Below are 21,698 nucleotides of genomic sequence, written 5' to 3'. Positions count from 1 at the left end.
TTTAGCCTAGATGGTTTAGTAAAGGCAATTGTTGTAATTTATCAAAATAAGGGTTTCCGTTCAAATCTGCCAATTTTTGTAAGTGTCTTACACCGTGTGCATCGGTACCTACCACATCAATATAATCGGCATCCAGAAGTTGCTCAGCCATCCGACGCTCGGCCTTGCCATAATAGCCTGTAAGCGACAACAGATTGAGTTGAAAACATACCCCTTTATTTTTCCAAATCTTCCATTCATTGGGTTTGGTATGCCAATAGCGATAACGCTCTGGATGCGCTAACACAGGTGTATAACCTTTTTGTTGTATCTCTTCCACAAGCTTGATACCCCACGGAAATTGCTGCATGGGCAACTCAAACAGTATATATTGTGATTCGATGGGCAAAAGTTCATTTTTTTTGATGAGCCCCAAAAAATTTTCATCCGCAAAATACTCAGCCGAAGCCTCCAATACCAAAGGAAGATTGTTTTGTGAAATCAGTCGTTCAACTTTCTCATGAGCTTTTTTGATAGTATCTGAGGTATTTTTAAAATAATCAGCCCTTACGTGAGGTGTAGCTACTATTTTTTTGATTCCCAACGACACATACTCTTGCAGCATCTCTAAGGTTTGTGCTTCGTTTTGGGCACCATCATCAATCCCATACAACACATGGCAATGCCAATCACACTGCACCGTAGTAAGTGTAAACGCCGAATTAGGAGAAGCTTTTGTCCTCTTAAAAAAAGAAAACATGATTTTGTTGGTTAATTGCGCAGTGTTAGATAAATCCCCAATAGCACTGCAACTGTATTGAGCGTGATAACAATGGGCTGTAAGATACTTGATAACCGCTGATTTTTCACATTCCGAAGACTCCCTTTGGAAGGCGGTATAAAAACATAATCACCTTCATAAATGCGTATATTAGCCACCAAAGGATCAGTGATATTTCGGATGTCGTATTCTATTTCGGTTTGGGTTCCTTGGGTAGTGCGTATCAATTTTATAGTCCGGTCGGCAATCGAAAAATCGATCCCGCCCGCCAGCGTAATCACTTGTCCCAACGTCATTTTTTCTTCTTCGATAGGTATGACTCCCTGCTTAAATACCGCTCCTAATACCCTCACATATAGATTTAAGATTTCGATATCAAAAATAGGGTTGTTGATAAGGTCTTGGTAGCGTCGTTCTACTTCACTGATAGCTTCTGCTTTGGTAAGACCTACGATTTTGATTCTTCCTATGTGGGGAAGTACAATTTGCCCTAACCTGTCAACGGTAGTTTGATAGGGATTTATGGAGCCAGAGGTTGTGATAGGAGAGCCCGACACGGAGATTCCGGCACTTTGGGGATAAATAATCTCAAGCGCATTTAGGTTGCGAATACGCAGCTTATCTCCTACCCTGATTCGGTACTGAGCAGTATCTAGTGTCGATATCGGCTGATTTTCTATCAGCACTTTTTCAACTTTAGTAACAGGGGCTGGGCTTTCTTGAGCTACTCCATAACAACACACCAGCAAAAATAGGAAAACAAGTCGCATACCAAATTAATGAGAGAGGCTGTGTTACCTCGAAGCAAAAATAAGTAAATTGCCTGCTTGACCCAAATACCTCGCTAGATAGGTGGTTTTAAAGGGCCTTTATTTCCCCTTAAAACGGACTTTTTTTATTAATTAAACAAAAGCCATTCAGTAACTATCTGGGCATAATACACTGATTTTAAACAAATAAAGACTAACCCGTTGGGCTTTAGCACTTACTATGTTAAAACCTTTTTATAACGATACACTCATCGAGGCAGGACTCGACGAAGTAGGAAGAGGGTGCTTAGCTGGTCCTGTAGTGGCAGCTGCCGTAATTTTGCCAAAAGATTTTGAACATGAACTTCTCAATGACTCTAAACAGCTTTCGAAAGCTCAGCGAAATATTTTGCGCCAAGAAATCATTGATGCTGCCCTTGATTGGGCTATTGCCGAGGTATCTAACCAAGAAATTGATCAAATCAATATCCTAAAAGCAAGCTTTTTAGCTATGCACCGGGCTATCGACCAGCTTACTTATCGTCCTGAGCACTTGCTCGTCGATGGCAATCGATTCACCCCTTATCCCTTTATACCTCATACTTGTATTGTAAAGGGTGATACTTTGTTTATGAGCATTGCCGCTGCGTCGATTTTGGCCAAAACCCACCGCGACGATCTCATGGAGCAACTTTCGTTGGAATATCCTCACTATCAATGGGCTCAAAATGTGGGCTATCCCACACCAGCCCATCGGAGAGCTATTCAGGAGCATGGCAGCTGTTGTCATCATCGTTTATCCTTTAAGTTGATTTGAATTTCAAAGGATTAGGCTTCTATTTTGACACGGTCTTTGTACCTTTGCTTAAATTTTTCTCCAAATTGTAATTCGTAAATCCAAATTGTAAATCCAATGGTTGCTACGACAACAGGACGCGACACCCAAATTTTTGATTTGATCGCTCAAGAACACCACCGCCAAGAGTCAGGTATCGAACTTATTGCTTCCGAAAACTTTACTTCTAAACAAGTAATGGAAGCCCAAGGCAGTGTGTTGACAAATAAATATGCCGAAGGCCTACCCGGCAAACGTTACTATGGCGGCTGCGAAGTTGTGGATCAAATAGAGCAAATCGCTATCGACCGTCTTAAGGAGCTTTTTGGTGCTAGCTGGGCCAACGTTCAACCTCACTCTGGCGCACAAGCCAACACAGCTGTATTTTTAGCCTGTTTGCAGCCGGGCGACAAAATCCTCGGTTTCAACTTAGCTCATGGGGGTCACTTAACTCACGGCTCTCCTGTCAACATTTCGGGGAAATATTTCCAGCCGTTTTTTTATGGAGTAGAGCAAGAAACAGGGCTTATCGACTGGAATAAAGTAGAAGCGACAGCACTTAAAGAGCGCCCTAAGATGATTATTTGTGGTGCTTCGGCCTATAGCCGCGATTGGGACTATGCACGTCTTAGAGCCATTGCTGACCAAATCGGTGCTATACTTTTGGCGGATATTTCTCACCCCGCTGGGCTCATCGCCAAAGGCTTGCTCAACGACCCACTCGAACATTGCCATATCATCACTACCACCACGCACAAAACCCTCCGTGGACCTCGTGGGGGAGTTATTATGCTTCGTAAAGACTTCGAAAATCCTTTTGGAATCAAAACTCCTAAAGGCGAGATTCGTACGATGTCTTCCTTACTTGATTCGGGTGTCTTTCCGGGTACACAGGGCGGCCCATTGGAGCACGTTATCGCGGCCAAAGCAGTAGCATTTGGAGAAGCTCTAAGCGACGACTATACTGACTATGCTATACAGGTACGTAAAAATGCCCAAGCTATGGCGACGGCTTTTGTAGAAAAAGGTTATAAAATAATCTCTGGTGGCACCGACAATCACCTCATGCTTATCGACTTAAGCTCCAAAAACTTGACGGGAAAATTGGCAGAGAATACGTTAATCAAAGCAGATATTACTGTCAACAAAAACATGGTTCCGTTTGATGCCAAATCACCTATGGTAACTTCTGGGATGCGGGTCGGAACTCCTGCCATGACTACGCGCGGTCTCAAAGAAACCGATATGGAACGCATCGTAGATTTGATTGATACTGTATTGATGAATGCCGACAACGACCAAAAAATCGCGGCAGTGAAGCAAGAAGTAAATGATTGGATGGCAAAAGTGCCACTCTATCTGTAAAGCAAATATTTAAAAAATGAGGTAGTAAGTTATTTACTACCTCATTTTTTTATGCGTTTTTCTCCAGCAATTTCACCAACACCCCAAAATCTTTTGGATAGGGTGCTTCTACTTTGATAGCCTCACCATTCATTAGCTGAAAAGAAAGAGAATAGGCATGTAATGCCACCCTCTGCATAATAGGTAATTCTTCGGTGTCTTTCTTGAGATTAAAATTTCGCTTCAATTCTGAAAGATATACATTGGCCCCCCCGTAAGTCGGATCGCATACAATCGGGGCTTTCAAACACTGCAAATGAATCCGAATTTGGTGCATACGCCCTGTGATTGGAATACACTCCACAAGCGTATGTTTTCGAAAAGCTTTTAACGTAAAAAAAACGGTTTCGGCGGGTTTTCCTTTCTGGCGGTCTATCTTAACGGCCGTGCCATCCTTCATTGGTGCAATTGGCAAAAAAACGGAGATACTGTCAAAATCATGAACCCCGTTGACTACCGCATGGTAGCGCTTAGTGACTTCACGGTGTTCAAATTGCATCGATAAATGCCGATAAGCTTCTGGATTTTTGGCAATAGCAAGCGCCCCTGAGGTTTCTTTATCAAGGCGGTGCGCTACTTGGGCATCATAGCTGTATTCTTTGGCTAATCTCAAAATACTCACCGACTTATCGGCGGTACGCTCATTGATAGAAGGTACATGAGCAGGTTTATTGATTACGATATAATCCTCGTTTTCAAATAAAATAAGGTCTTTAAAGTCCAAACGGAGCATGTGATTCTCGCTTTGGTATTGTATCAAAAAACCACATTATAGTTTTTCTTACAACACAATTAAGTTTTTGTTACAGAACGACAAAACAACAATAAATACACTAAAATTCCTTCGTTTTTTATTTGTTCATCAAAGGGAGCGTTATGACCACTTCTTTGGAGGGAGTATTTTGTAACAATACCGACGCCTCTTCTCCGTACAATAACCTGAGTTTTTCTTGGATACTTTGCAGACCATAACCTACACCTACAGGTTCGGGGAAAGGCGTGCCATTATCGTGAATAGTGATTTGGAGCAATCGTCCCTTTTTAGCTGCTTTGATTTCAATGGCACCCCGTTCTGGCATTTTTGCGATACCATGTTTGATAGCATTTTCGACCACGGGCTGAATCAAAAAACGCGGTACTTGAGCTTGTTTGAGTACCTCGTCAGATACCAATATTCTGAACGAAAGTCGATCTCCAAAGCGCACCTGCTCTATTTCCAAATAAGTAGCTGCCATTTCAAGCTCATTGGCCAAGGTATCAAAATAGTCAGATGTTTTGTTGGTAACATACCTAAAAAGCTTTGACAATAGAAGTGTCATTTGCTCTGCTCTATCGGGGTCAAAATGTACCAAACTTGCAATGCTATTGAGCGAATTATAAAGAAAATGAGGATTAATCCTAGCCTGAAGAGCTTCCAATTCAGCCCTAGTTTTTAGTTTTTCTAATTCAGAAAGTTGAAGCTCTTGTTCTGAAATCTTGCGAGTAAGCTGTTTGCCCTGTTTCTGAAAATAGTGAAACACATTAGCTACAAAAATCGGACACAGCACATACACATACCAAGGAGCATTGCTAGTCGACTGAGAAGGGTATTTTTTGAGGGTTTCGGCAATGATTTCTTGCCCAAAGCTTAAAAAAGAAAAGGTAGTCAGAAACAAATAACCCACCCCAATCACAAACGACAATAGTAAATGTTGAGTCGTAATTGACTTGACATTTTTTTCCAAAAATCCCGACATCCAATTGGTCGCGACTACCGTCAAAATCCCCCCTACGATGTTGTTAGCAACAATATATTGATAAAAAAGCCCAAGAGTAGGCTCATAGGCGTTCAAGATTTGATTGGTAAAATAAATGACCGCACTCACCCCATAAAACATAAACGCTCCAATAAAAACGCTTATAACCGTACCAAACCATCCCGTATGGTACAGCAAATGGGTAAGAGAGGAGAGTTTTTGGGTTAGATTCTGGACTTTATCGGTTACTACTTTTGTATCTTTTTGCTGCCCCACCGACCAGCTAACCCCCTCTGTGGAAGCATTTTGCAAGTTGACTCCTTTTACATCGGCGCCCTCAAAATTGGCATGGTCTATTTTGGCAAAGCTAAGATTTGCATTCTTTAGAATAGAGCGACTAAAATTGACATATGATAAATTTGAAAAACGAAAGTCGGCTCCCGTCAAATCCATATCACTCAAATCCAGACCTTCCAAATCCAACGTCTGAAAATTTAGATTAGACGATTTGAGTTGGTCAGCAATATCTTCTCTCAACGTTGATTTCATTGATTTCCTCAAAAAGCATTAGAAATCTTCTTCTCTTAAATCTTGGCGAGGAGTAATATCTTTTCCGATTTCGTCAATAGCGTCGGCCAATTCTGTTTTCTGAGCAATAAAGTTATAATACTGCATTGCCGCCGCTATAGGGATGAGACTTTGAACCAAGGTGGAAAATACATTACTGACAATGGTTAATATCACATAAGTAGTCGACATATTGAAAGTTCCCAATTTCATCCCACTCGCAAATCCTAATATCATTCCTGGCACGGCTAAGGCCATCGAAACAATATATACAATCAATACCATCATCATGAGCAATACGAAGGTAGACCACCAACTGCGTATTTGTTGACGAACAGATTCAAAAAAAAGCAACCAAATGAGTAAAATACTTCCAACCACGGGCGACCACCAAGGACTTTCAACCAAGTCAACTGAGCGTTTTAGCGCACCGAAAGCGTCCGCATTTTCTCGAACTATTACAATAAAAATAAAAGGAAAACAAAAGGCCAAAAAATAGCCCGGTATAAACAGAAAGATAAAGCCTACAAAAATGCCTAAAAGCGCCAATAAAAAGGCCCCAATTCCACTCAACAAGCTGCCTTGGACTCTTCCCCACACATCGGCAGGCGTAATAGCGCGATTGCCTTCCTCGTACTCTACAATAAAACTAGTTACGGTCAGATTCGTAATTACAAAACCCACTAACGACAGCAGGTACGTCACAAAAAGAAGAGGCGAAAAGGAAGAGAAATATTTTACAAAATCACTCGAATCAGATAATCCCGTAAGCCTACTATTTAAGTAAAGCCCTACCAATCCCAGCATCAAATTAAAGGGTACTGCAATGTAAAGTATACAAGTGGCAAGAGGTTTGAAGTTTTGAACAACGAACTGAAAGGTAGCATTGATTTTTTGCCCAAAGTCTCTTTCTTGGACAAGTTTGAGGGGAGGATTCATGAGGGTTTAGGAATAGTTTATGATAAACGGAAACTTCTTGTCTCTTTATATAGCTTGGCAGGATACCACACAAAATACCAAACAATAAACACCGCCGACACAATGATAATACTTCCACTTAGCAAGGCTGGCATTTTGAGGCGAGTGACAAAGCTCTCCAAAAAACCAGCAGTGATAAAGATAGGTACTAGTCCTATGACAATTTTCATGCCTTTTTTTGCACCTTGTTTAAAAGACTCCAATCTACTGTAGGTCTTGGGAAATAGCAAGCTATGCCCCATCACTAGTCCCGCAGCACCCGCAATCACAATGGCCGAGATTTCGAGGGTACCGTGAATCCATATTTTCAAAATAGAGGTCAACAACAAATCACGTTCATAAAAAAAGTACTGAAATGCCCCTAGCATGACTCCATTTCGAAACAAAATACTAACGGTACCAAAAGAGAAAAAAATTCCCATCACAAACGCTACGAAAGAAACCCGAATGTTGTTGAGCGTAATTTGCAAAAACATCCCTGCTTGGTCAGAATCTCCATAAATAGCCAAAGGGTCGCCTTTCTTGATATTTTCTAATGTTTGATTTACGTAGCTATCTCCCAAAATAAGACGCACAAAGGTATCGTCGTTGGCAGCTGATACCCATCCTAAAATACAAGCTCCCATAAAAAAAATAAATGAGTACAAGAGTTTAAGCCTTGATTCATACATCAAAAGAGGAAGCTCATATTTCCAAAAGGCTTTGATTCGCCCGGTATCTTCTTTGCGATTACTGTATAGTTTTTGGTGTAATGTGGAAGTCACCCCATTAAGATAACGCGTCACATTCGATTTGGGGTAGAAAGTACGCGCATAAGCGAGGTCGTCGGTGAGTTCAATGAACCTTTCTGTCATTTGGTCAGGGTCATTGGTCGACGTCTGTTCATATTCCTGCCATTTTTCAGTATTTCTCTTAATAAAAATAGCCTCTTTCATCAGAATTTGTGTTGGGTTAGTGAGGGATTGCGGGTTTTTCCCTAACTTTTCTGCAAAATATAAAAACGCGACCACAAACTCTTTAGTTATTACCAAAAACATGTCTGTTCGTATCCAAACCTCCCAAAATGTTGACTTAGAGTATGAAACAGCCAGCATTGGAGACCGTATTTTAGCAAATCTTCTCGACCGTCTTATTTATGTTGGTTGGGTACTTGTGTGGATATTGGTGTATACAACCCTTAAATTAGAGCAAACGTTGTCTATTTTTTTGATTGTTCTTACTGTTGTTCTACCTGTTTTGTTTTATCCCTTACTTACCGAATATTTTCTCAACGGTCAGACCCTAGGCAAGCGCGCCATGAATATTCGAGTAGTAAAACTAGACGGCACCAAACCTACTTTGGGAGCTTATATTTTACGATGGCTACTTATTTTGATAGATACAGAAATACTAACGCCTTTTGTAGCAGTAGTCACGATTGCAGCCAATGGCAGAGGACAACGAATAGGCGACATAGCAGCGGGTACTACCGTCATTAAAACTACTAAGCAGATTAGACTTAGTGATGTCACTTTTGAATCATTACCGCAAGACTATCAAGTGACTTATTTGCAAGTAAAAAGGCTAAATGACCGAGATATAGATACCATCAGGCAAGTACTGATGAAAGATGATGATGGTTTATTAGATAAGACTACTTACAAAATTGCTTCGATTTTTGAGATAAATCTTCCCTTAGATACGCGTCGATTTTTGAACACAGTCGTCAATGACTACGCTCATTTGGCATCATTGGAGGAATTATAATTTTTCAATGGAAAAGAGGCGGGTATCCGCCTCTTTTTCATTGATTTTTTTTATTGACCGAATTTATCTAGTTTCTGCCTCTATTTTTATTGTAAATAGCCACGGCATCAGGCATAAGCTTTTTCAAATCTCTGATACGGGTATTGTCGGCAGGGTGGGTAGATAGCCATTGTGGGGGTTTTTGTCCATTGCTTGCTTGGGCCATTCTTTGCCAAAAATCCACCGCCGCGCGGGGGTCATATCCTGCCATAGCCATAAAAGTTAGCCCAAGGCGGTCTGCTTCACTTTCTTGATTGCGGCTATTGGGTAAAATATACCCTACACTAGCCGCAGCAGGTGCTGCCAAGCCATACAATCCCATCCATGTAGCCTGCGTTTCGCGTGGTTTGTTTGACATAGCCGCCCCTAAGCCTACTTGCCCTGCTGCAAGCGCTCCTTGCGCCAATAACCCTTGACTCATTCGCTCGGCTCCGTGACTCGCAATCGCATGAGAAATTTCGTGTCCCATTACTACTGCTACGCCTGTTTCATCTTGGCAAAGCGGCAAAATCCCGGTATAAAACACAACTTTACCTCCTGGCATACACCAAGCATTGATAGTTTTGTTTTCAATCACATTAAACTCCCACTGAAAACCTTCAATGGCTTGACTATAGTTATTGGCTCTCAAATAGTCTTCTACCGACTTTTTGATACGTTGGCCTGCCCTTTTGACCATGTCTACTTGAGCACCGCTACGCAAAACTTTGCTAGAGTCTAACACTTCTCTATAACTAGAAAAGCTCATCGGCAACAACTCTTTGCTGTTGATAAGCATTAACTGATTGCGCCCAGTAACAGGGACTTTTTGGCAAGCTGCTACGGCAAACAATGCTGTTAGTGAAGCAAATATGATTCGTTTCATGGATTTTAAAGATTGGTTGTTTATCTTTCTTCATTCATAAATCATGCTACTACTTCAAGCATACCAATCTGTAGAAAACCTTCCGCATAATGAGGCATTTTTTAGACATGACTCCCTTTGAAAGAATAATCTTAGTACATTCGTTTTTATAAAAGATGAGTACTTCAAAAGTGATTGCTGCATGAATTTCAATATTGACGCTCAAAAACAAAACACTTACGACGCTATCGTAATTGGCTCGGGAATTTCGGGGGGCTGGGCCGCCAAAGAATTGTGTGAAAAAGGACTACGTACGCTCGTATTGGAGCGAGGCCGCAACGTCACCCATATCACCGACTACCCCACTGCCATGACCAATCCGTGGGAATTTAAGCACCATAATAGGCTTCCCCCTTCTTTTAGAGAACAAAACCCTATCGTGAGCAAATGCTATGCGCTAGATGAAGCGACTCAACAGTTTTTTACGAAAGATTCTGAACAACCCTATATTCAAGAAAAACCTTTTGACTGGATTAGAGCTTATCAAGTAGGTGGCAAATCGCTTTTGTGGGCGCGCCAAGTGCAGCGCTGGAGCAAATTCGATTTTGAAGGCCCAGCTAGAGACGGTTTTGCAGTGCCTTGGCCCGTAACTTACGATGACCTTGCTCCTTGGTACAGTTATGTAGAACGTTTTGCGGGAATCAGCGGCAACAAAGACGGATTGGAAGGACTACCCGACGGAGAGTTTTTACCTCCTTGGGAGCTCAATTGTGTTGAAAAACATTTGCAAAAATCCCTCAAATCCCATTATACAGACCGCCACCTTATCATTGGGCGCTGTGCTCACCTTACCAAACCTCAGCCTTGGCATACTGCCCTTGGGCGTGCCCAATGCCAAGCCCGGCATTTGTGCTATCGGGGCTGTCCTTTTGGGGCCTATTTTAGTTCTCAATCTGCTACTCTCCCTGCGGCACAAAAAACAGGTAAACTCACTATCAGGCCGCATTCTGTGGTGCATTCTATCATTTATGACCCCAAATTGGGCAAAGCTTCTGGGGTACGTACCGTAGATGCCAACACAAATGAGACGATTGAGTATTACGCAAAAGTCATTTTCTTAAATGCTTCTTGTTTGGCAAGTAATCAGATTTTACTCAACTCTACCTCAAGCCGTTTTCCGACGGGATTGGGCAACGACAGTGGTGTGTTGGGACGTTATGTAGCTTTTCATAATTACCGAGGCATTGCTTATGCAGATATTGATGGCTTCGAAGATCAATATTATTTTGGTCGTCGTCCTACTTCGGGATTTATGCCACGGTACCAAAATGTTCATAAACAAGAAACGGATTTTCTTAGGGGTTATTTGGTTGCCCTCAGCGCATCCCGGGGAGGATGGGGACATGCCGCCGGTCAAGAAGGTTTTGGGGCAGATTGGAAAGAAACAAATAGCAAACCTGGACCTTGGCACTTGTATGTACAGATTCAGGCCGAAACTATCCCTAAGTTTGAAAATCACCTTAGATTGAGCCCCGAACAAAAAGATAAATACGGGATTCCTCAACTCATTACGTCAATAGGCTACGACGACAATGACCTAAAAATCATCAAGCATTTCCATACTTCGGTAGCCGAAATGCTCGATAAAGCTAATTTTAAAAACATTAACCTCGTAGACGACAAACGCAACCCTGGCCTGGATATTCATGAAATGGGTGGCTGCCGGATGGGAAGCGACCCCAAAACTTCGATGGTCAATAAATGGAATCAAATTCACCACTGTAAAAATGTATTTGTAACAGATGGCGCGGCGATGACCTCTATCGGAACCCAAAATCCTTCGCTAACTTTTATGGCTTTTACGGCGCGCGCCGCTAATTTTGCAGTTCAAGAATTAAAAAAGAAAAACCTTTAATGTATTTCCAAACCTTTTTATATTATTCATGAAAAACCTCACTCGGCTCTCTCTCATCGCTTCGATGGTATGTATCTGGATTTTGAAAAGCTACGTAGTATTGTCACAGACCTCCCCCGAAACCACCGTTACGGAAATAGAAAAAAAACGTTTTGCCGCGCTTGTTAGTAAAGATTATGCTTATCTGGACCAAGTACTGGCTTCTGATTTGTTTTATTGCCATTCCAATGGGCTGATTGACACCAAAGAGTCTTTTGTTCAGTCAATCAAAGACGGCAAACTGGTTTATAATGAAATGAATCCTGAAGAATTGAAAGTGAGGATTTTTGACAAAACAGCCATTGTGACCGGCGTTTGTGCCGCCAAAGTCATCAGCAATGGACAGCATCTTAATACTCGCTTTCGGTTTACGGATGTGTATGTTAGACGCAAACAAGGCTGGCAAATGGTAACTTGGCAATCGCTAAAACTTCCTTAGGACGATTTTGTAGGGATAACAGACAACCTTTTTCTACAATACTTCGTCTTTTAGTTTGAATACGAGAGAGTTCCCTTAAATAGGTTTTTGGAGAATCGTTTGCAGATTTTTTAAAAAAAACTGATATTCGAGCGCAATATTGTTGGTTTGGCGTAGGTTTTGTTATAGAAACACAAAGAAATATTCTGATTTTAAACATAATACATGATTATGAAGCGCATTTGTACGGTTTTGGCTTTGGCGAGCATTGTTTTGGTTTCGGGTTGTAAGAAAAAGCCGAAACCCCTTAGTGAGATTATTGGAAGAGTATGGAGCGCCCAAATAGTGAAAGAAGGCTCAGCCACCGTATATACCAAAGGTGCTGCCACAAACATCCGTTCGGGATACGTCAATTATCGATTAGACCTAAGTAGCCCCACCTCAGTTACTTATAAAGAATTTGACGGAAACACTTTTACAGGTCAATGGGAGGTTCAAGAGACTGCTACAGGCAACAATCTGATTTTGAAAAACTTGAACCCACAGCCTACCGAATCTAACGGAACGGTTCAATTTATTATCAATTCAGCATCAGAAACAGAGCTTATCCTTACAAGTGCGACAACGAGTCGTAAAACGGGCGGTACTATCAACAATTATACATTAGTATCACCTTAAAAAGTCTTGCTCTTCAAGCCACTATTAGCCTCGCTCTTTTATGAACGAGGCTTTTTTTATATTGACACTTATCAAACTAAAAACTTAATCAAGTAACAGGTATTTCATGCGTTAGCATTCACTTTAGTGGCAACAAAAAGTTAATATTTATTGTCAAAACAATATTTTTGAGGTCGTTCTCTGACAAGCGGGCGACATTGTTTATTTTTGTCGAGCACTTTGTCTACTATCTTCTTATTTACTATGAATAAATCTCTCATTTTTTTGGCTTTTGTTTCAGCCACTGTACACGCTCAAATGCAATACCCCACCACCCGAAAAGTTGACCATGTCGACGAATATCATTCTGTAAAAGTAGCCGACCCGTATCGGTGGCTTGAAGACGACCGTTCTGCCGAAACAGCAGCTTGGGTAGCCGAGCAAAACAAAATAAGCTTTGGATACCTAGAAAAAATCCCTTATCGAGGCCTTATCAAACAACAACTCGAAAAAGTCTATAACTACCCTAAATATTCGGCCCCGCGTCGCAAAGGAGAATATTTTTATTTTTATAAAAATGATGGTTTGCAAAACCAGTCGGTTTTGTACCGACAAAAAGGAGCCAATGGCACGCCAGAGATAGTACTCGACCCCAACAAACTCTCTACCGACGGAACAACGAGGTTGACCGTGTTTAACTTATCGAAAAATGGCAACTTTGCCGTTTGTGGTTTTTCTAAAGGCGGTTCTGATTGGCAAGAGTACCAAATCATGGACATGAAAACCTTGAAAATGCTTGATGATCGCCTTGAATGGGTCAAAGTATCAGGCGCAGCTTGGCAAGGCGATGGCTTTTATTATAGTCGCTATCCTAAGCCCGAAGGAAGTGCCCTAGCGGCTAAAAACGAAAATCATCAGGTATTTTTTCATAAAGTAGGCACTCCCCAATCTGCCGATGAACTCGTGTATGAAGACCCCGCAAACCCTCAACGTTTTCATATTGCGTATGTGAGTGAAGACGAACGTTTTTCGTTTCTTACTATTTCAGACCGTGGCAAAGGGAAAGATGGCAATGCGCTTTTTTTTCGTGAAAAAGGTCAAAAAGACTTTAGACCCATTGTGGCCGAAATCAGTGATTATCAATTTTCTATCGTAGATAATATTGGAAATAAGTTTTTGCTCCGTACCAACAAAAACGCCAAAAACGACCGTGTGGTACTCTATGACCCCGCCACTCCTGATGAAAAAAACTGGAAAGCGATATTGCCCGAAAAACCCGAACCTCTTCAGGGTGCAAGCACGGCTGGTGGAAAACTCTTTGTGACCTATCTAAAAGACGTCACTACTCGCGCTTATGTATATGACCTCAACGGTAAACTAGAAAACGAGGTGCCTCTGCCAGGATTGGGGTCGGCAGGTGGCTTTGGCGGTGAGCGAGAAGACAAATCCGTTTTCTATACTTTTTCGTCTTTCAACTACCCTCCTACTATTTTTAGCTATGATATAGCTTCGCGCAAAAGCACGATTTTCCGCAACCCTGAAGTCGCTTTCAAACCTACTGATTATGAAACCAAGCAGGTGTTTTATACAAGTAAAGATGGCACGAAAGTACCTATGTTTTTGGTGTACAAAAAAGGACTCAAACTCGACGGAGCCAATCCTACCATTTTGTATGGATATGGCGGATTCAACATTAGTCTAACGGCAAGTTTTAGTCCCTTACTCATTCCGTTTCTTGACAATGGTGGAGTATATGCACAAGCCAATTTGAGAGGAGGTGCGGAGTACGGCGACAAATGGCATGAAGCAGGAATGCGCCTCCAAAAACAAAATGTTTTTGATGATTTTATTGCGGCTGGCGAGTATTTGATTGCGCAAAAATACACTTCTAAAGAAAGGCTTGCCCTTCGCGGTGGCTCCAACGGCGGCCTTCTGGTAGGAACTGTCATCAATCAGCGGCCTGATTTATGCAAAGTGGCGTTTCCGCAAGTAGGTGTAATGGATATGCTCCGCTTCCATAAATTTACCATCGGCTGGAACTGGATAGCCGATTATGGAAGTAGCGACAATGCCGAAGACTTCAAAAATTTATATGCTTATTCTCCTTTGCACAATATCAAAGAGGGCGTAAATTACCCTGCTACTATGGTCACCACCGCCGACCACGACGACCGTGTTGTGCCTGCTCACTCTTTCAAGTACATTGCTACCCTCCAAGAAAAGGCAGCGAAATCCACCAAAAATCCTCTATTGATTCGGGTAGATGTCAATAGCGGGCATGGTGCCAGCAACACGGCTAAGTCATTAGAACAAACTGCTGATATATACGCTTTTATGTTTTATAATATGGGGCTTACTTGGAAATAAGCATCAAAGCTAAAAAACTTATTATCACCCAAAAATCAACAAACTATGGCTACTGGATTTTTCAACGTACCTGTTCCGAAAAACGAACCCGTTAAATCATATATTCCAAATTCTCCTGAGCGTATCGCACTCAAAGCCGCTCTTGCCGAAGCTCGTAGTAAGCAGATTGATATTCCGATGTATATCGGCAGTGAAGAGATCATGACCGATGATAGATACGCCGTCACTCCCCCTCACGATCATCAACATGTGTTAGGTTATTATTCGTTAGGAGATGCTTCGCACGTAAAAAAAGCCATAGAGGCTAGTTTGGCTGCTAGAGAGCAGTGGGCCAATTTAAGTTGGGAACACCGAGCTAGTATCTTTCTAAAAGCCGCAGATTTATTGGCAGGGCCATATCGCGCCGAAATCAATGCCGCCACAATGCTCGGTCAATCTAAAAATGCGTATCAAGCCGAAATCGACGCTGCTTGCGAAATGATTGACTTTTTACGCTTCAACGTTTACTATGCTTCCCAAATTTATAAAGAACAACCCCAATCGTCGGAGGGTGTTTGGAATCGCTTAGAGCACCGTCCCCTCGAAGGTTTTGTATTTGCCCTTACGCCGTTCAATTTTACGGCGATTGCAGGGAATCTACCTACTTCGGCAGCACTTATGGGAAATGTGTGTGTGTGGAAACCCGCCCTTACCCAAGTATATGCGGCCAATGTGCTCATGAAAGTATTCAAAGCCGCTGGCTTGCCCGACGGGGTTATCAATCTTATTTATGTAGATGGGCCAATAGCCGGAGATATTATTTTTAGCCATCCTGATTTTGCAGGTATTCACTTTACGGGTAGCACTAAGGTGTTTCAGCATATTTGGCAAACTATCGGCAACAATCTGCCTCTCTATAAGTCTTTTCCTCGGATTGTGGGCGAAACAGGCGGCAAAGATTTTGTGATAGCCCATTCTTCAGCCGATGCCAAAGCAGTAGCCGTAGGGCTAGTGCGTGGTGCTTTTGAATATCAGGGACAAAAATGCTCGGCGGCTTCGCGTGCTTACATTCCTTCCAATTTGTGGGAAGACGTAAAAAATTTCATGATAGAAGATTTAGCTACCATCAAAATGGGTGGTACCGAAGACTTTAGCAATTTTGTGAACGCGGTCATTGATGAAAAATCATTTGATAAAATCGCCGCTTACATCGACAATGCCAAAAAAGATACTCGTGTAACAGTGATAGCAGGGGGCAATTATGATAAGTCAAAAGGGTATTTTGTAGAACCCACCGTGCTTCTCACTACCGACCCCATGTACACCACCATGTGCGAAGAAATCTTTGGCCCTGTGTTGACAATTTATGTATATGCCCCCGAACAATTTGAAGAAACGCTGGAGCTTGTTGACAAAACTTCTCCTTACGCCCTAACGGGCTCAATCTTTGCTCAAGACCGCTACATCATTGAGCAAGCAAGCAAAAAATTAGTCAATGCTGCGGGCAATTTTTATATCAACGATAAACCTACGGGTGCAGTCGTAGGGCAACAACCTTTTGGAGGAGCTCGCGCTTCGGGTACCAACGATAAGGCAGGGTCTATTTTAAATCTTCTGCGTTGGGTATCGCCACGCACCATCAAAGAGACTTTCGTTTCTCCTACCGATTACCGTTATCCCTTTTTGGCGGCAGACTAAGAATAGGTAGTAGGTATATCATCGTTATACAAAAAAATCCCCTTCATGAAGGGGATTTTTATTGTATTTCAAGGTAGAAGTTCAGTGTAAATTTTTTATTAATATTATCTATTTCTCTCGCAACTCTTGTTGCAATTTTTGATACTCTCTTTCTGCCGCTTTACGTTCATCAAACAAAAATCCGTACGCGCTTATTCCGTGAATGCCCAAACCTATTCCCCATGCCCACCATAGGTCAAAAGGAATTTTTCCGCCCTCTATGAGGCACATTATCGAAATCACGCTACATACAAGCAAATAAACAATAACATGCTTTTGAAACCCGACCCGACGACGGGCTATTTTCATTAAATACTCGTCTTTGGGAAGATTCTGCTGCTCTTTATTGACAAATGTTTCCATGGCGATCAATGTTTAGGTTAATTTTTTTGTTTCGTTTTATGGCTGTTTTGATGATTCAAAGGTAGTAGTGAGTTCTCTCTAAAAACACCACATTCCGACGAAACGTAGATTGCCAATGACCAACCGTAACTCTCGACCTATAAACCGTTTGCGTACCAGTATTTAAGAATCATGTACCTTATTTCCCACTAAAAATTCGTATTTTTGCAACATCTTTCACTGAAAATTATCAACTCACTCAATGATAACGGTCTCTAATGTGTCGTTGCGCTACGGTAAACGAGTGCTTTTCGACGAAGTAAATATTAAGTTTAACCCCGGCAACTGTTATGGTGTTATTGGAGCAAACGGCGCGGGAAAATCAACGTTCTTGAAAATTTTATCGGGAGAAATTGAAGCTCAAACCGGAAGTGTTGCCATAACGCCCGGCCAACGGATGGCGGTTTTGAAACAAAACCAGTTTGAGTTTGACGAATACCAAGTCTTACAAACGGTGATGATGGGCTACAAGCGTTTGTACGAAATCATGCTAGAAAAAGACGCGATTTATGCCAAAGAGGACTTCACGGAAGCTGACGGTGAAAAAGCGGCTGACCTCGAAGCTGAATTTGCCGAAATGAACGGATGGGAAGCCGAGCCCGAAGCAGCGTCGTTGTTGAGTGGTTTGGGAATCAAAGAAGACCTTCACTATGCCCAAATGACCGACCTTGACCCGAGCCAAAAAGTACGGGTATTGTTGGCACAAACGCTGTTTGGAAACCCTGACATCTTGCTGCTTGATGAGCCTACCAACAACTTGGACGTGGAAACGGTGATGTGGTTGGAAAACTTTTTGAACAACTTTAAAAACATCGTCATCGTCGTATCCCACGACCGTCACTTCCTCGACCAAGTGTGTACGCACGTGGTTGATATTGACTTTAGCAAAGTACAATTATACGGCGGTAACTATACCTTCTGGTACGAATCGAGTCAGTTGGCATTGAAACAACGTGCCGACCAAAACAAGAAAGCCGACGAAAAACGTAAAGAATTGGAAGAATTTATCCGTCGTTTTAGTGCCAACGTTGCGAAATCAAAACAAGCAACGGCACGTCAGAAAATGTTGGATAAACTCAACGTGGACGAAATTAAGCCTTCGTCGCGTAAATATCCGTACATCAACTTCAAACCAGAACGCGAAATCGGCGACCAAGTATTGACCGTAGAAGGTTTGTCGAAAACGGCAGAAGACGGAACCAAACTATTTGAAAATATCTCGTTCCGCGTGAATCGCGAAGATAAAATTGCGTTCATCGGTCGTAATACCTTGGCGATTACAGCCTTGTTTGAAATCTTGCACGAACAAGTAAAACCCGATGCGGGTGATTTCAAATGGGGCGTAACGATTACGAACTCGTATTTTCCAAAAGACAGTGATAGTTATTTTAAAACCGATGATAACTTGGTAGATTGGCTACGTCAGTTTTCGAAAGAAAAAGACGAAAGCTTTATCCGTGGTTTTTTGGGACGGATGCTTTTCTCGGGCGAGGAATCCCTCAAAAAAGCGAGTGTGTTGTCGGGAGGAGAGAAAGTACGTTGTATGTTGTCGAAAATGATGCTTTCGGCGGCCAACTTCCTTACCTTAGACGATCCTACCAACCACTTGGATTTGGAGTCGATTACGGCGTTGAACAATGGTTTGATTGATTTCAAAGGAGCGATGCTATTTTACTCGCACGACCACCAGTTCATCCAAACCGTTGCAAACCGCATCATCGAAATTACGCCAAACGGTATCTTGGATAAGATGATGACCTACGACGAATACATCACCGACGACCGCGTCAAAGCCCAACGCGAAGCGTTGTATGGGGAGTTGGTGTAGGGTTAAGAAGTAATGCTTTAAGTTTAAATAAAACCTGCTATGGATTATGCAAAATTTGTAGAGTCAAACCCCGACGTAATGATGGGAAAGCTCGTCATCAAAGGTACTCGCATTCCTGTTGAGTTAATTTTAGAAAAGTTAGCCGCAGGTCAAACCGAGGAAGAATTACTTTTAGACTATCCACGGCTGTCTCGTGAAGCTATTCATGCAGCGCTTGCCGTTGCAGCGGAAGCGGTTAGAGATATGAAATTCTACAAATTAGCGTCATGAAAATTGTCGCAGATGAAGGGATCGAAGCCCGTCTTGTGTTAGGTTTAAGAGAGACGGGTTTCGATGTTTTATATATCGCTGAAGAAATGCCGTCATTACCCGACGAGGGGGTGTTGGATTTATCCTTACTTGAAAGCCGACTTCTACTGACCAGAGATAAAGATTTCGGCGATTTGGTTTACAGAGACCGTAAAAAACACAACGGCATTGTCTTAGTGCGTCTCAAAGATACAATGCCCACACTTGAAAAAATAAAGATTGTGTGCGACGCCTTTCGTCAACATGGGACAGATTTTCAAGGAGCTTTTACTGTCATTGACGAAAATTACATCCGAATTAGACATTAAGCCGCTCAAACGAGCGGTTTTTTGTTTTTTACCCCAACAACAACCGCTCCACGCTTTCACGATAAGATTCACCGATGGGAATGGTGATTTTGGGTAACACCAACTGATGGCGTTCGATTTTGAGAATGGCGTCGATGGCAACGATGTACGATTTATGAACGCGCAGAAACCGTTCGGCAGGTAAAATGCGAAGCAGTTCGGTGACAGTCATGCGCGTAATAACGCGACGGCTGCGTTCATAAATAAACAGCAAGTTGGTGTCTGATTGAATGTACTGAATTTCGGCCAAGGGTACGCGTACCCAATCATAACCCTCTTTGACAAAAATGTAGCTTTGTCCTTCCACCCGTTGACTCAATGGCGTATATACGCGGTTAGCAGCTTGTAAAAAACGGTTAAATTCAATGGGCTTCAACAAATAGTCTAACGCCTGTACGTCAAATCCTTGTACGGCAAATTCGGGGTAGGCGGTGGTAAAAATAACCTGCGTTTGTCCCTGAAGAATCCGTGCGAAATCGGTGCCAAGTAAATCGGGCATTTTGATGTCCAAAAACACGCAATCTACCCGTTCTTTTTTCAAAAAAGCCAAGGCTTCTTTGGCGCTTACAAAGGTTTGTTTTAGGGTTAAAAACGGGATGAGTGCCGCGTACTCTTCGATGATGGTCAAAGCCGCAGGTTCGTCGTCGATGGCGATGCAGGAAACGTTCATGGTCTACAGTTGGAGCGTCAAATCTACTAGAAAAGTACTTTTTTCGGAGCCAAACCACAAGGTATGTTGGTGCGGATAAAGCAATTGCAGTCGTTTTTGTGCGTTTGACAAGCCCGTTCCTGTCCCTTTTTGGTGGCTAGGTATCGTCAAAAGGCTGTTTTCGACGCACAGGTGGAGTTTTTTGTCCTCAATCTCTAAACGAATAGCCACAAAACTCGGCTGCTCTAAGCTAATGCCGTACTGGAAGGCATTTTCAATGAAAGGAATCAACAGCAACGGCGCGATGTCGGCAGGTTCTTGATCCCATTGTAGAGAAGTAGTGAGCGATACATGCGGGTGCAGAGGCAAGCGAGCGCGCTGGAGAGCTAGGTACTTTTCAATAAATGCCAATTCTTTTTCCAACGATGTTTTTTCGTGGCGAACCTCTTCGACGCTGTGCCGTAAAATTCCTGAAAGCTGTTGGACCAACTGCGCCGTTGGGGTATCTTTTTCAGAAAGAGCCGAACTGTAGATGGTATTGAGCGAATTGAACAAAAAATGAGGATTTAACTGTGCTTTCAAGGACTCAATTTCTACTTCGCGTTGCTGCTTTTCCAGCGCCTCTTCCCGCTTACGATTTTGCCAAACGTACATGACGAGGGTGAAAGCTCCTGTATATAGAAAGATTGTTATGATAAATCTTCCCCCAATCATAATTAAAAACGCATTTCTAAGACCATTGCTACCAAGAATTAGGAAGGATTGTTTTAGCAATTCGCCGTAAGGGAGAAATAATCGTCCTTGCTCCAATTGCTCTTTTCTCCAAGCTTCATCATTGGTATAAACATAGGTGTAATTAGAAGCTAACCAATCATTAAATGTCCAAAGGAAAATTTTGAAGACAAAAATCGTTACTAGGTATATGAATAACCTGATAAAGAAGCGTTTATATTTCTTCTGTATTAAATCTGGAAAAACAAATAAATAAAAAGCGGTTCCGAAGATTGCTGGCCATAGCGCATTGAATACAGGAGCATCCTGAGCCAAAAATAAATCTAATTTAAGTGCATGCCAAGTTATAGGAACACCTTCTTTTATAAGAGCAAAAGTATAAGAGCTAATAAACGATATTAAACATAAAACAGTAAAAACAACCCCATAATGAATCCAGAACAATCGCCATTTATTGATGTGCATAGCTGTATGGTTTAAGATGATGCTCCAAAGCAACTACAACCACCAGAACTATAAAAATAAATGTGGCAAGTGCTTCAAATCGTGTGTTCTAGCCCCTAAAAATAAGCTACTAATCCTTTGAAAGAGCCGCCAAATAATTGCCCCACGCTTTTGTTGTTTAGTGATTACAATTTCCCGAACTTTCATCGTTTATATG

The 21,698-nt window shown here is 42.1% G+C and carries 21 protein-coding genes; 11 read left to right on the top strand and 10 right to left on the bottom strand.

From position 1 onward, the window contains the following. Position 1 precedes the first annotated feature (1 nt). Complete coding sequence (locus G563_RS0100455) at positions 2-739, bottom strand: tyrosine-protein phosphatase (RefSeq protein ID WP_028663552.1); 738 nt, start codon at positions 737-739, stop codon at positions 2-4. Between the two features lie 11 nt (positions 740-750). Continuing rightward, positions 751-1,530 carry a polysaccharide biosynthesis/export family protein gene (locus G563_RS0100450; protein WP_028663551.1) on the bottom strand — a complete coding sequence of 260 codons (780 nt, stop codon included), beginning with the start codon at positions 1,528-1,530 and terminating at the stop codon, positions 751-753. 220 nt (positions 1,531-1,750) lie between these two features. Between G563_RS0100450 and rnhB the strand changes: the two genes are divergently transcribed. Next, positions 1,751-2,326, top strand: a complete 576-nt coding sequence (gene rnhB / locus G563_RS0100445) for a ribonuclease HII (RefSeq protein ID WP_028663550.1) — start codon at positions 1,751-1,753, stop codon at positions 2,324-2,326. Between the two features lie 96 nt (positions 2,327-2,422). Next, on the top strand, positions 2,423-3,709 hold the full coding sequence (glyA, locus tag G563_RS0100440; RefSeq protein ID WP_028663549.1) for a serine hydroxymethyltransferase: 1,287 nt from the start codon (positions 2,423-2,425) through the stop codon (positions 3,707-3,709). Between the two features lie 49 nt (positions 3,710-3,758). Here the strand turns inward: glyA and G563_RS0100435 are convergent, their stop codons facing one another. The 4 genes from G563_RS0100435 to G563_RS0100420 form a co-directional block, all read right to left on the bottom strand. After that, positions 3,759-4,481: an RluA family pseudouridine synthase gene (locus tag G563_RS0100435; protein WP_037325726.1), complete on the bottom strand. Its 723-nt coding sequence runs from the start codon at positions 4,479-4,481 to the stop codon at positions 3,759-3,761. Positions 4,482-4,599: 118 nt separating this feature from the next. After that, positions 4,600-6,033: a histidine kinase gene (locus G563_RS0100430; protein WP_028663547.1), complete on the bottom strand. Its 1,434-nt coding sequence runs from the start codon at positions 6,031-6,033 to the stop codon at positions 4,600-4,602. Positions 6,034-6,051: 18 nt separating this feature from the next. Continuing rightward, positions 6,052-6,990: a hypothetical protein gene (locus G563_RS0100425; protein ID WP_028663546.1), complete on the bottom strand. Its 939-nt coding sequence runs from the start codon at positions 6,988-6,990 to the stop codon at positions 6,052-6,054. A gap of 17 nt (positions 6,991-7,007) precedes the next feature. Further along, positions 7,008-7,964, bottom strand: a complete 957-nt coding sequence (locus tag G563_RS0100420; RefSeq protein WP_028663545.1) for a stage II sporulation protein M — start codon at positions 7,962-7,964, stop codon at positions 7,008-7,010. 100 nt (positions 7,965-8,064) lie between these two features. On the opposite strand from G563_RS0100420, the gene G563_RS0100415 reads away from it, so the two are divergent. Further along, positions 8,065-8,775, top strand: coding sequence for an RDD family protein (locus G563_RS0100415; protein ID WP_028663544.1), 711 nt, complete (start codon positions 8,065-8,067; stop codon positions 8,773-8,775). A gap of 67 nt (positions 8,776-8,842) precedes the next feature. Here G563_RS0100415 and G563_RS0100410 read toward each other — a convergent pair whose 3' ends face one another. After that, complete coding sequence (locus G563_RS0100410; RefSeq protein WP_028663543.1) at positions 8,843-9,679, bottom strand: M48 family metallopeptidase; 837 nt, start codon at positions 9,677-9,679, stop codon at positions 8,843-8,845. 181 nt (positions 9,680-9,860) lie between these two features. Here G563_RS0100410 and G563_RS0100405 point away from each other — a divergent pair, with 181 nt between their 5' ends. The 5 genes from G563_RS0100405 (at position 9,861) to pruA (ending at position 16,731) form a co-directional block, all read left to right on the top strand. After that, a complete protein-coding gene (locus tag G563_RS0100405; RefSeq protein WP_028663542.1) occupies positions 9,861-11,573 on the top strand; it encodes a GMC oxidoreductase in 1,713 nt (570 codons plus the stop codon). 28 nt (positions 11,574-11,601) lie between these two features. Beyond that, positions 11,602-12,051, top strand: coding sequence for a nuclear transport factor 2 family protein (locus G563_RS0100400; RefSeq protein ID WP_051210663.1), 450 nt, complete (start codon positions 11,602-11,604; stop codon positions 12,049-12,051). A 210-nt stretch (positions 12,052-12,261) separates the two neighbouring features. Then, entirely contained in the window at positions 12,262-12,708 is a 447-nt protein-coding gene (locus G563_RS0100395; protein ID WP_028663540.1) for a hypothetical protein, read from the top strand. A gap of 243 nt (positions 12,709-12,951) precedes the next feature. Next, positions 12,952-15,054: a prolyl oligopeptidase family serine peptidase gene (locus G563_RS0100390; protein WP_028663539.1), complete on the top strand. Its 2,103-nt coding sequence runs from the start codon at positions 12,952-12,954 to the stop codon at positions 15,052-15,054. 45 nt (positions 15,055-15,099) lie between these two features. Further along, positions 15,100-16,731 carry an L-glutamate gamma-semialdehyde dehydrogenase gene (gene pruA, locus G563_RS0100385; protein ID WP_028663538.1) on the top strand — a complete coding sequence of 544 codons (1,632 nt, stop codon included), beginning with the start codon at positions 15,100-15,102 and terminating at the stop codon, positions 16,729-16,731. A 108-nt stretch (positions 16,732-16,839) separates the two neighbouring features. Here pruA and G563_RS0100380 read toward each other — a convergent pair whose 3' ends face one another. Then, entirely contained in the window at positions 16,840-17,133 is a 294-nt protein-coding gene (locus G563_RS0100380; protein WP_028663537.1) for a 2TM domain-containing protein, read from the bottom strand. 241 nt (positions 17,134-17,374) lie between these two features. Between G563_RS0100380 and G563_RS0100375 the strand changes: the two genes are divergently transcribed. The 3 genes from G563_RS0100375 to G563_RS0100365 are packed head-to-tail and all read left to right on the top strand — an operon-like array spanning position 17,375 to position 19,617. Next, positions 17,375-19,000 carry an ABC-F family ATP-binding cassette domain-containing protein gene (locus G563_RS0100375; protein WP_028663536.1) on the top strand — a complete coding sequence of 542 codons (1,626 nt, stop codon included), beginning with the start codon at positions 17,375-17,377 and terminating at the stop codon, positions 18,998-19,000. Between the two features lie 39 nt (positions 19,001-19,039). Continuing rightward, positions 19,040-19,270, top strand: a complete 231-nt coding sequence (locus tag G563_RS0100370) for a DUF433 domain-containing protein (protein WP_028663535.1) — start codon at positions 19,040-19,042, stop codon at positions 19,268-19,270. Beyond that, positions 19,267-19,617 (top strand): DUF5615 family PIN-like protein, encoded by a 351-nt coding sequence (locus tag G563_RS0100365; protein ID WP_028663534.1) that lies wholly within the window; start codon positions 19,267-19,269, stop codon positions 19,615-19,617. Before G563_RS0100370 ends, G563_RS0100365 begins: the two co-directional genes overlap by 4 nt. Positions 19,618-19,645: 28 nt before the next feature. Here G563_RS0100365 and G563_RS0100360 read toward each other — a convergent pair whose 3' ends face one another. Continuing rightward, entirely contained in the window at positions 19,646-20,326 is a 681-nt protein-coding gene (locus tag G563_RS0100360; protein ID WP_028663533.1) for a LytR/AlgR family response regulator transcription factor, read from the bottom strand. A gap of 3 nt (positions 20,327-20,329) precedes the next feature. Then, a complete protein-coding gene (locus G563_RS36610) occupies positions 20,330-21,502 on the bottom strand; it encodes a sensor histidine kinase (RefSeq protein WP_051210662.1) in 1,173 nt (390 codons plus the stop codon). Positions 21,503-21,698 lie beyond the last annotated feature (196 nt).

The organism is Runella zeae DSM 19591 (assembly GCF_000423565.1).
Taxonomy (GTDB): Bacteria; Bacteroidota; Bacteroidia; order Cytophagales; family Spirosomataceae; genus Runella; species Runella zeae.
This window is presented reverse-complemented; position numbering and strand designations above follow the sequence as displayed.

Coding starts and splice junctions, on each gene's coding strand:
- G563_RS0100455 (WP_028663552.1), bottom strand. CDS start 739: ATGTTTTCTTTTTTTAAGAGGACAAAAGCTTCTCCTAATTCGGCGTTT.
- G563_RS0100450 (WP_028663551.1), bottom strand. CDS start 1,530: ATGCGACTTGTTTTCCTATTTTTGCTGGTGTGTTGTTATGGAGTAGCT.
- rnhB (WP_028663550.1), top strand. CDS start 1,751: ATGTTAAAACCTTTTTATAACGATACACTCATCGAGGCAGGACTCGAC.
- glyA (WP_028663549.1), top strand. CDS start 2,423: ATGGTTGCTACGACAACAGGACGCGACACCCAAATTTTTGATTTGATC.
- G563_RS0100435 (WP_037325726.1), bottom strand. CDS start 4,481: ATGCTCCGTTTGGACTTTAAAGACCTTATTTTATTTGAAAACGAGGAT.
- G563_RS0100430 (WP_028663547.1), bottom strand. CDS start 6,033: ATGAAATCAACGTTGAGAGAAGATATTGCTGACCAACTCAAATCGTCT.
- G563_RS0100425 (WP_028663546.1), bottom strand. CDS start 6,990: ATGAATCCTCCCCTCAAACTTGTCCAAGAAAGAGACTTTGGGCAAAAA.
- G563_RS0100420 (WP_028663545.1), bottom strand. CDS start 7,964: ATGAAAGAGGCTATTTTTATTAAGAGAAATACTGAAAAATGGCAGGAA.
- G563_RS0100415 (WP_028663544.1), top strand. CDS start 8,065: ATGTCTGTTCGTATCCAAACCTCCCAAAATGTTGACTTAGAGTATGAA.
- G563_RS0100410 (WP_028663543.1), bottom strand. CDS start 9,679: ATGAAACGAATCATATTTGCTTCACTAACAGCATTGTTTGCCGTAGCA.
- G563_RS0100405 (WP_028663542.1), top strand. CDS start 9,861: ATGAATTTCAATATTGACGCTCAAAAACAAAACACTTACGACGCTATC.
- G563_RS0100400 (WP_051210663.1), top strand. CDS start 11,602: ATGAAAAACCTCACTCGGCTCTCTCTCATCGCTTCGATGGTATGTATC.
- G563_RS0100395 (WP_028663540.1), top strand. CDS start 12,262: ATGAAGCGCATTTGTACGGTTTTGGCTTTGGCGAGCATTGTTTTGGTT.
- G563_RS0100390 (WP_028663539.1), top strand. CDS start 12,952: ATGAATAAATCTCTCATTTTTTTGGCTTTTGTTTCAGCCACTGTACAC.
- pruA (WP_028663538.1), top strand. CDS start 15,100: ATGGCTACTGGATTTTTCAACGTACCTGTTCCGAAAAACGAACCCGTT.
- G563_RS0100380 (WP_028663537.1), bottom strand. CDS start 17,133: ATGGAAACATTTGTCAATAAAGAGCAGCAGAATCTTCCCAAAGACGAG.
- G563_RS0100375 (WP_028663536.1), top strand. CDS start 17,375: ATGATAACGGTCTCTAATGTGTCGTTGCGCTACGGTAAACGAGTGCTT.
- G563_RS0100370 (WP_028663535.1), top strand. CDS start 19,040: ATGGATTATGCAAAATTTGTAGAGTCAAACCCCGACGTAATGATGGGA.
- G563_RS0100365 (WP_028663534.1), top strand. CDS start 19,267: ATGAAAATTGTCGCAGATGAAGGGATCGAAGCCCGTCTTGTGTTAGGT.
- G563_RS0100360 (WP_028663533.1), bottom strand. CDS start 20,326: ATGAACGTTTCCTGCATCGCCATCGACGACGAACCTGCGGCTTTGACC.
- G563_RS36610 (WP_051210662.1), bottom strand. CDS start 21,502: ATGCACATCAATAAATGGCGATTGTTCTGGATTCATTATGGGGTTGTT.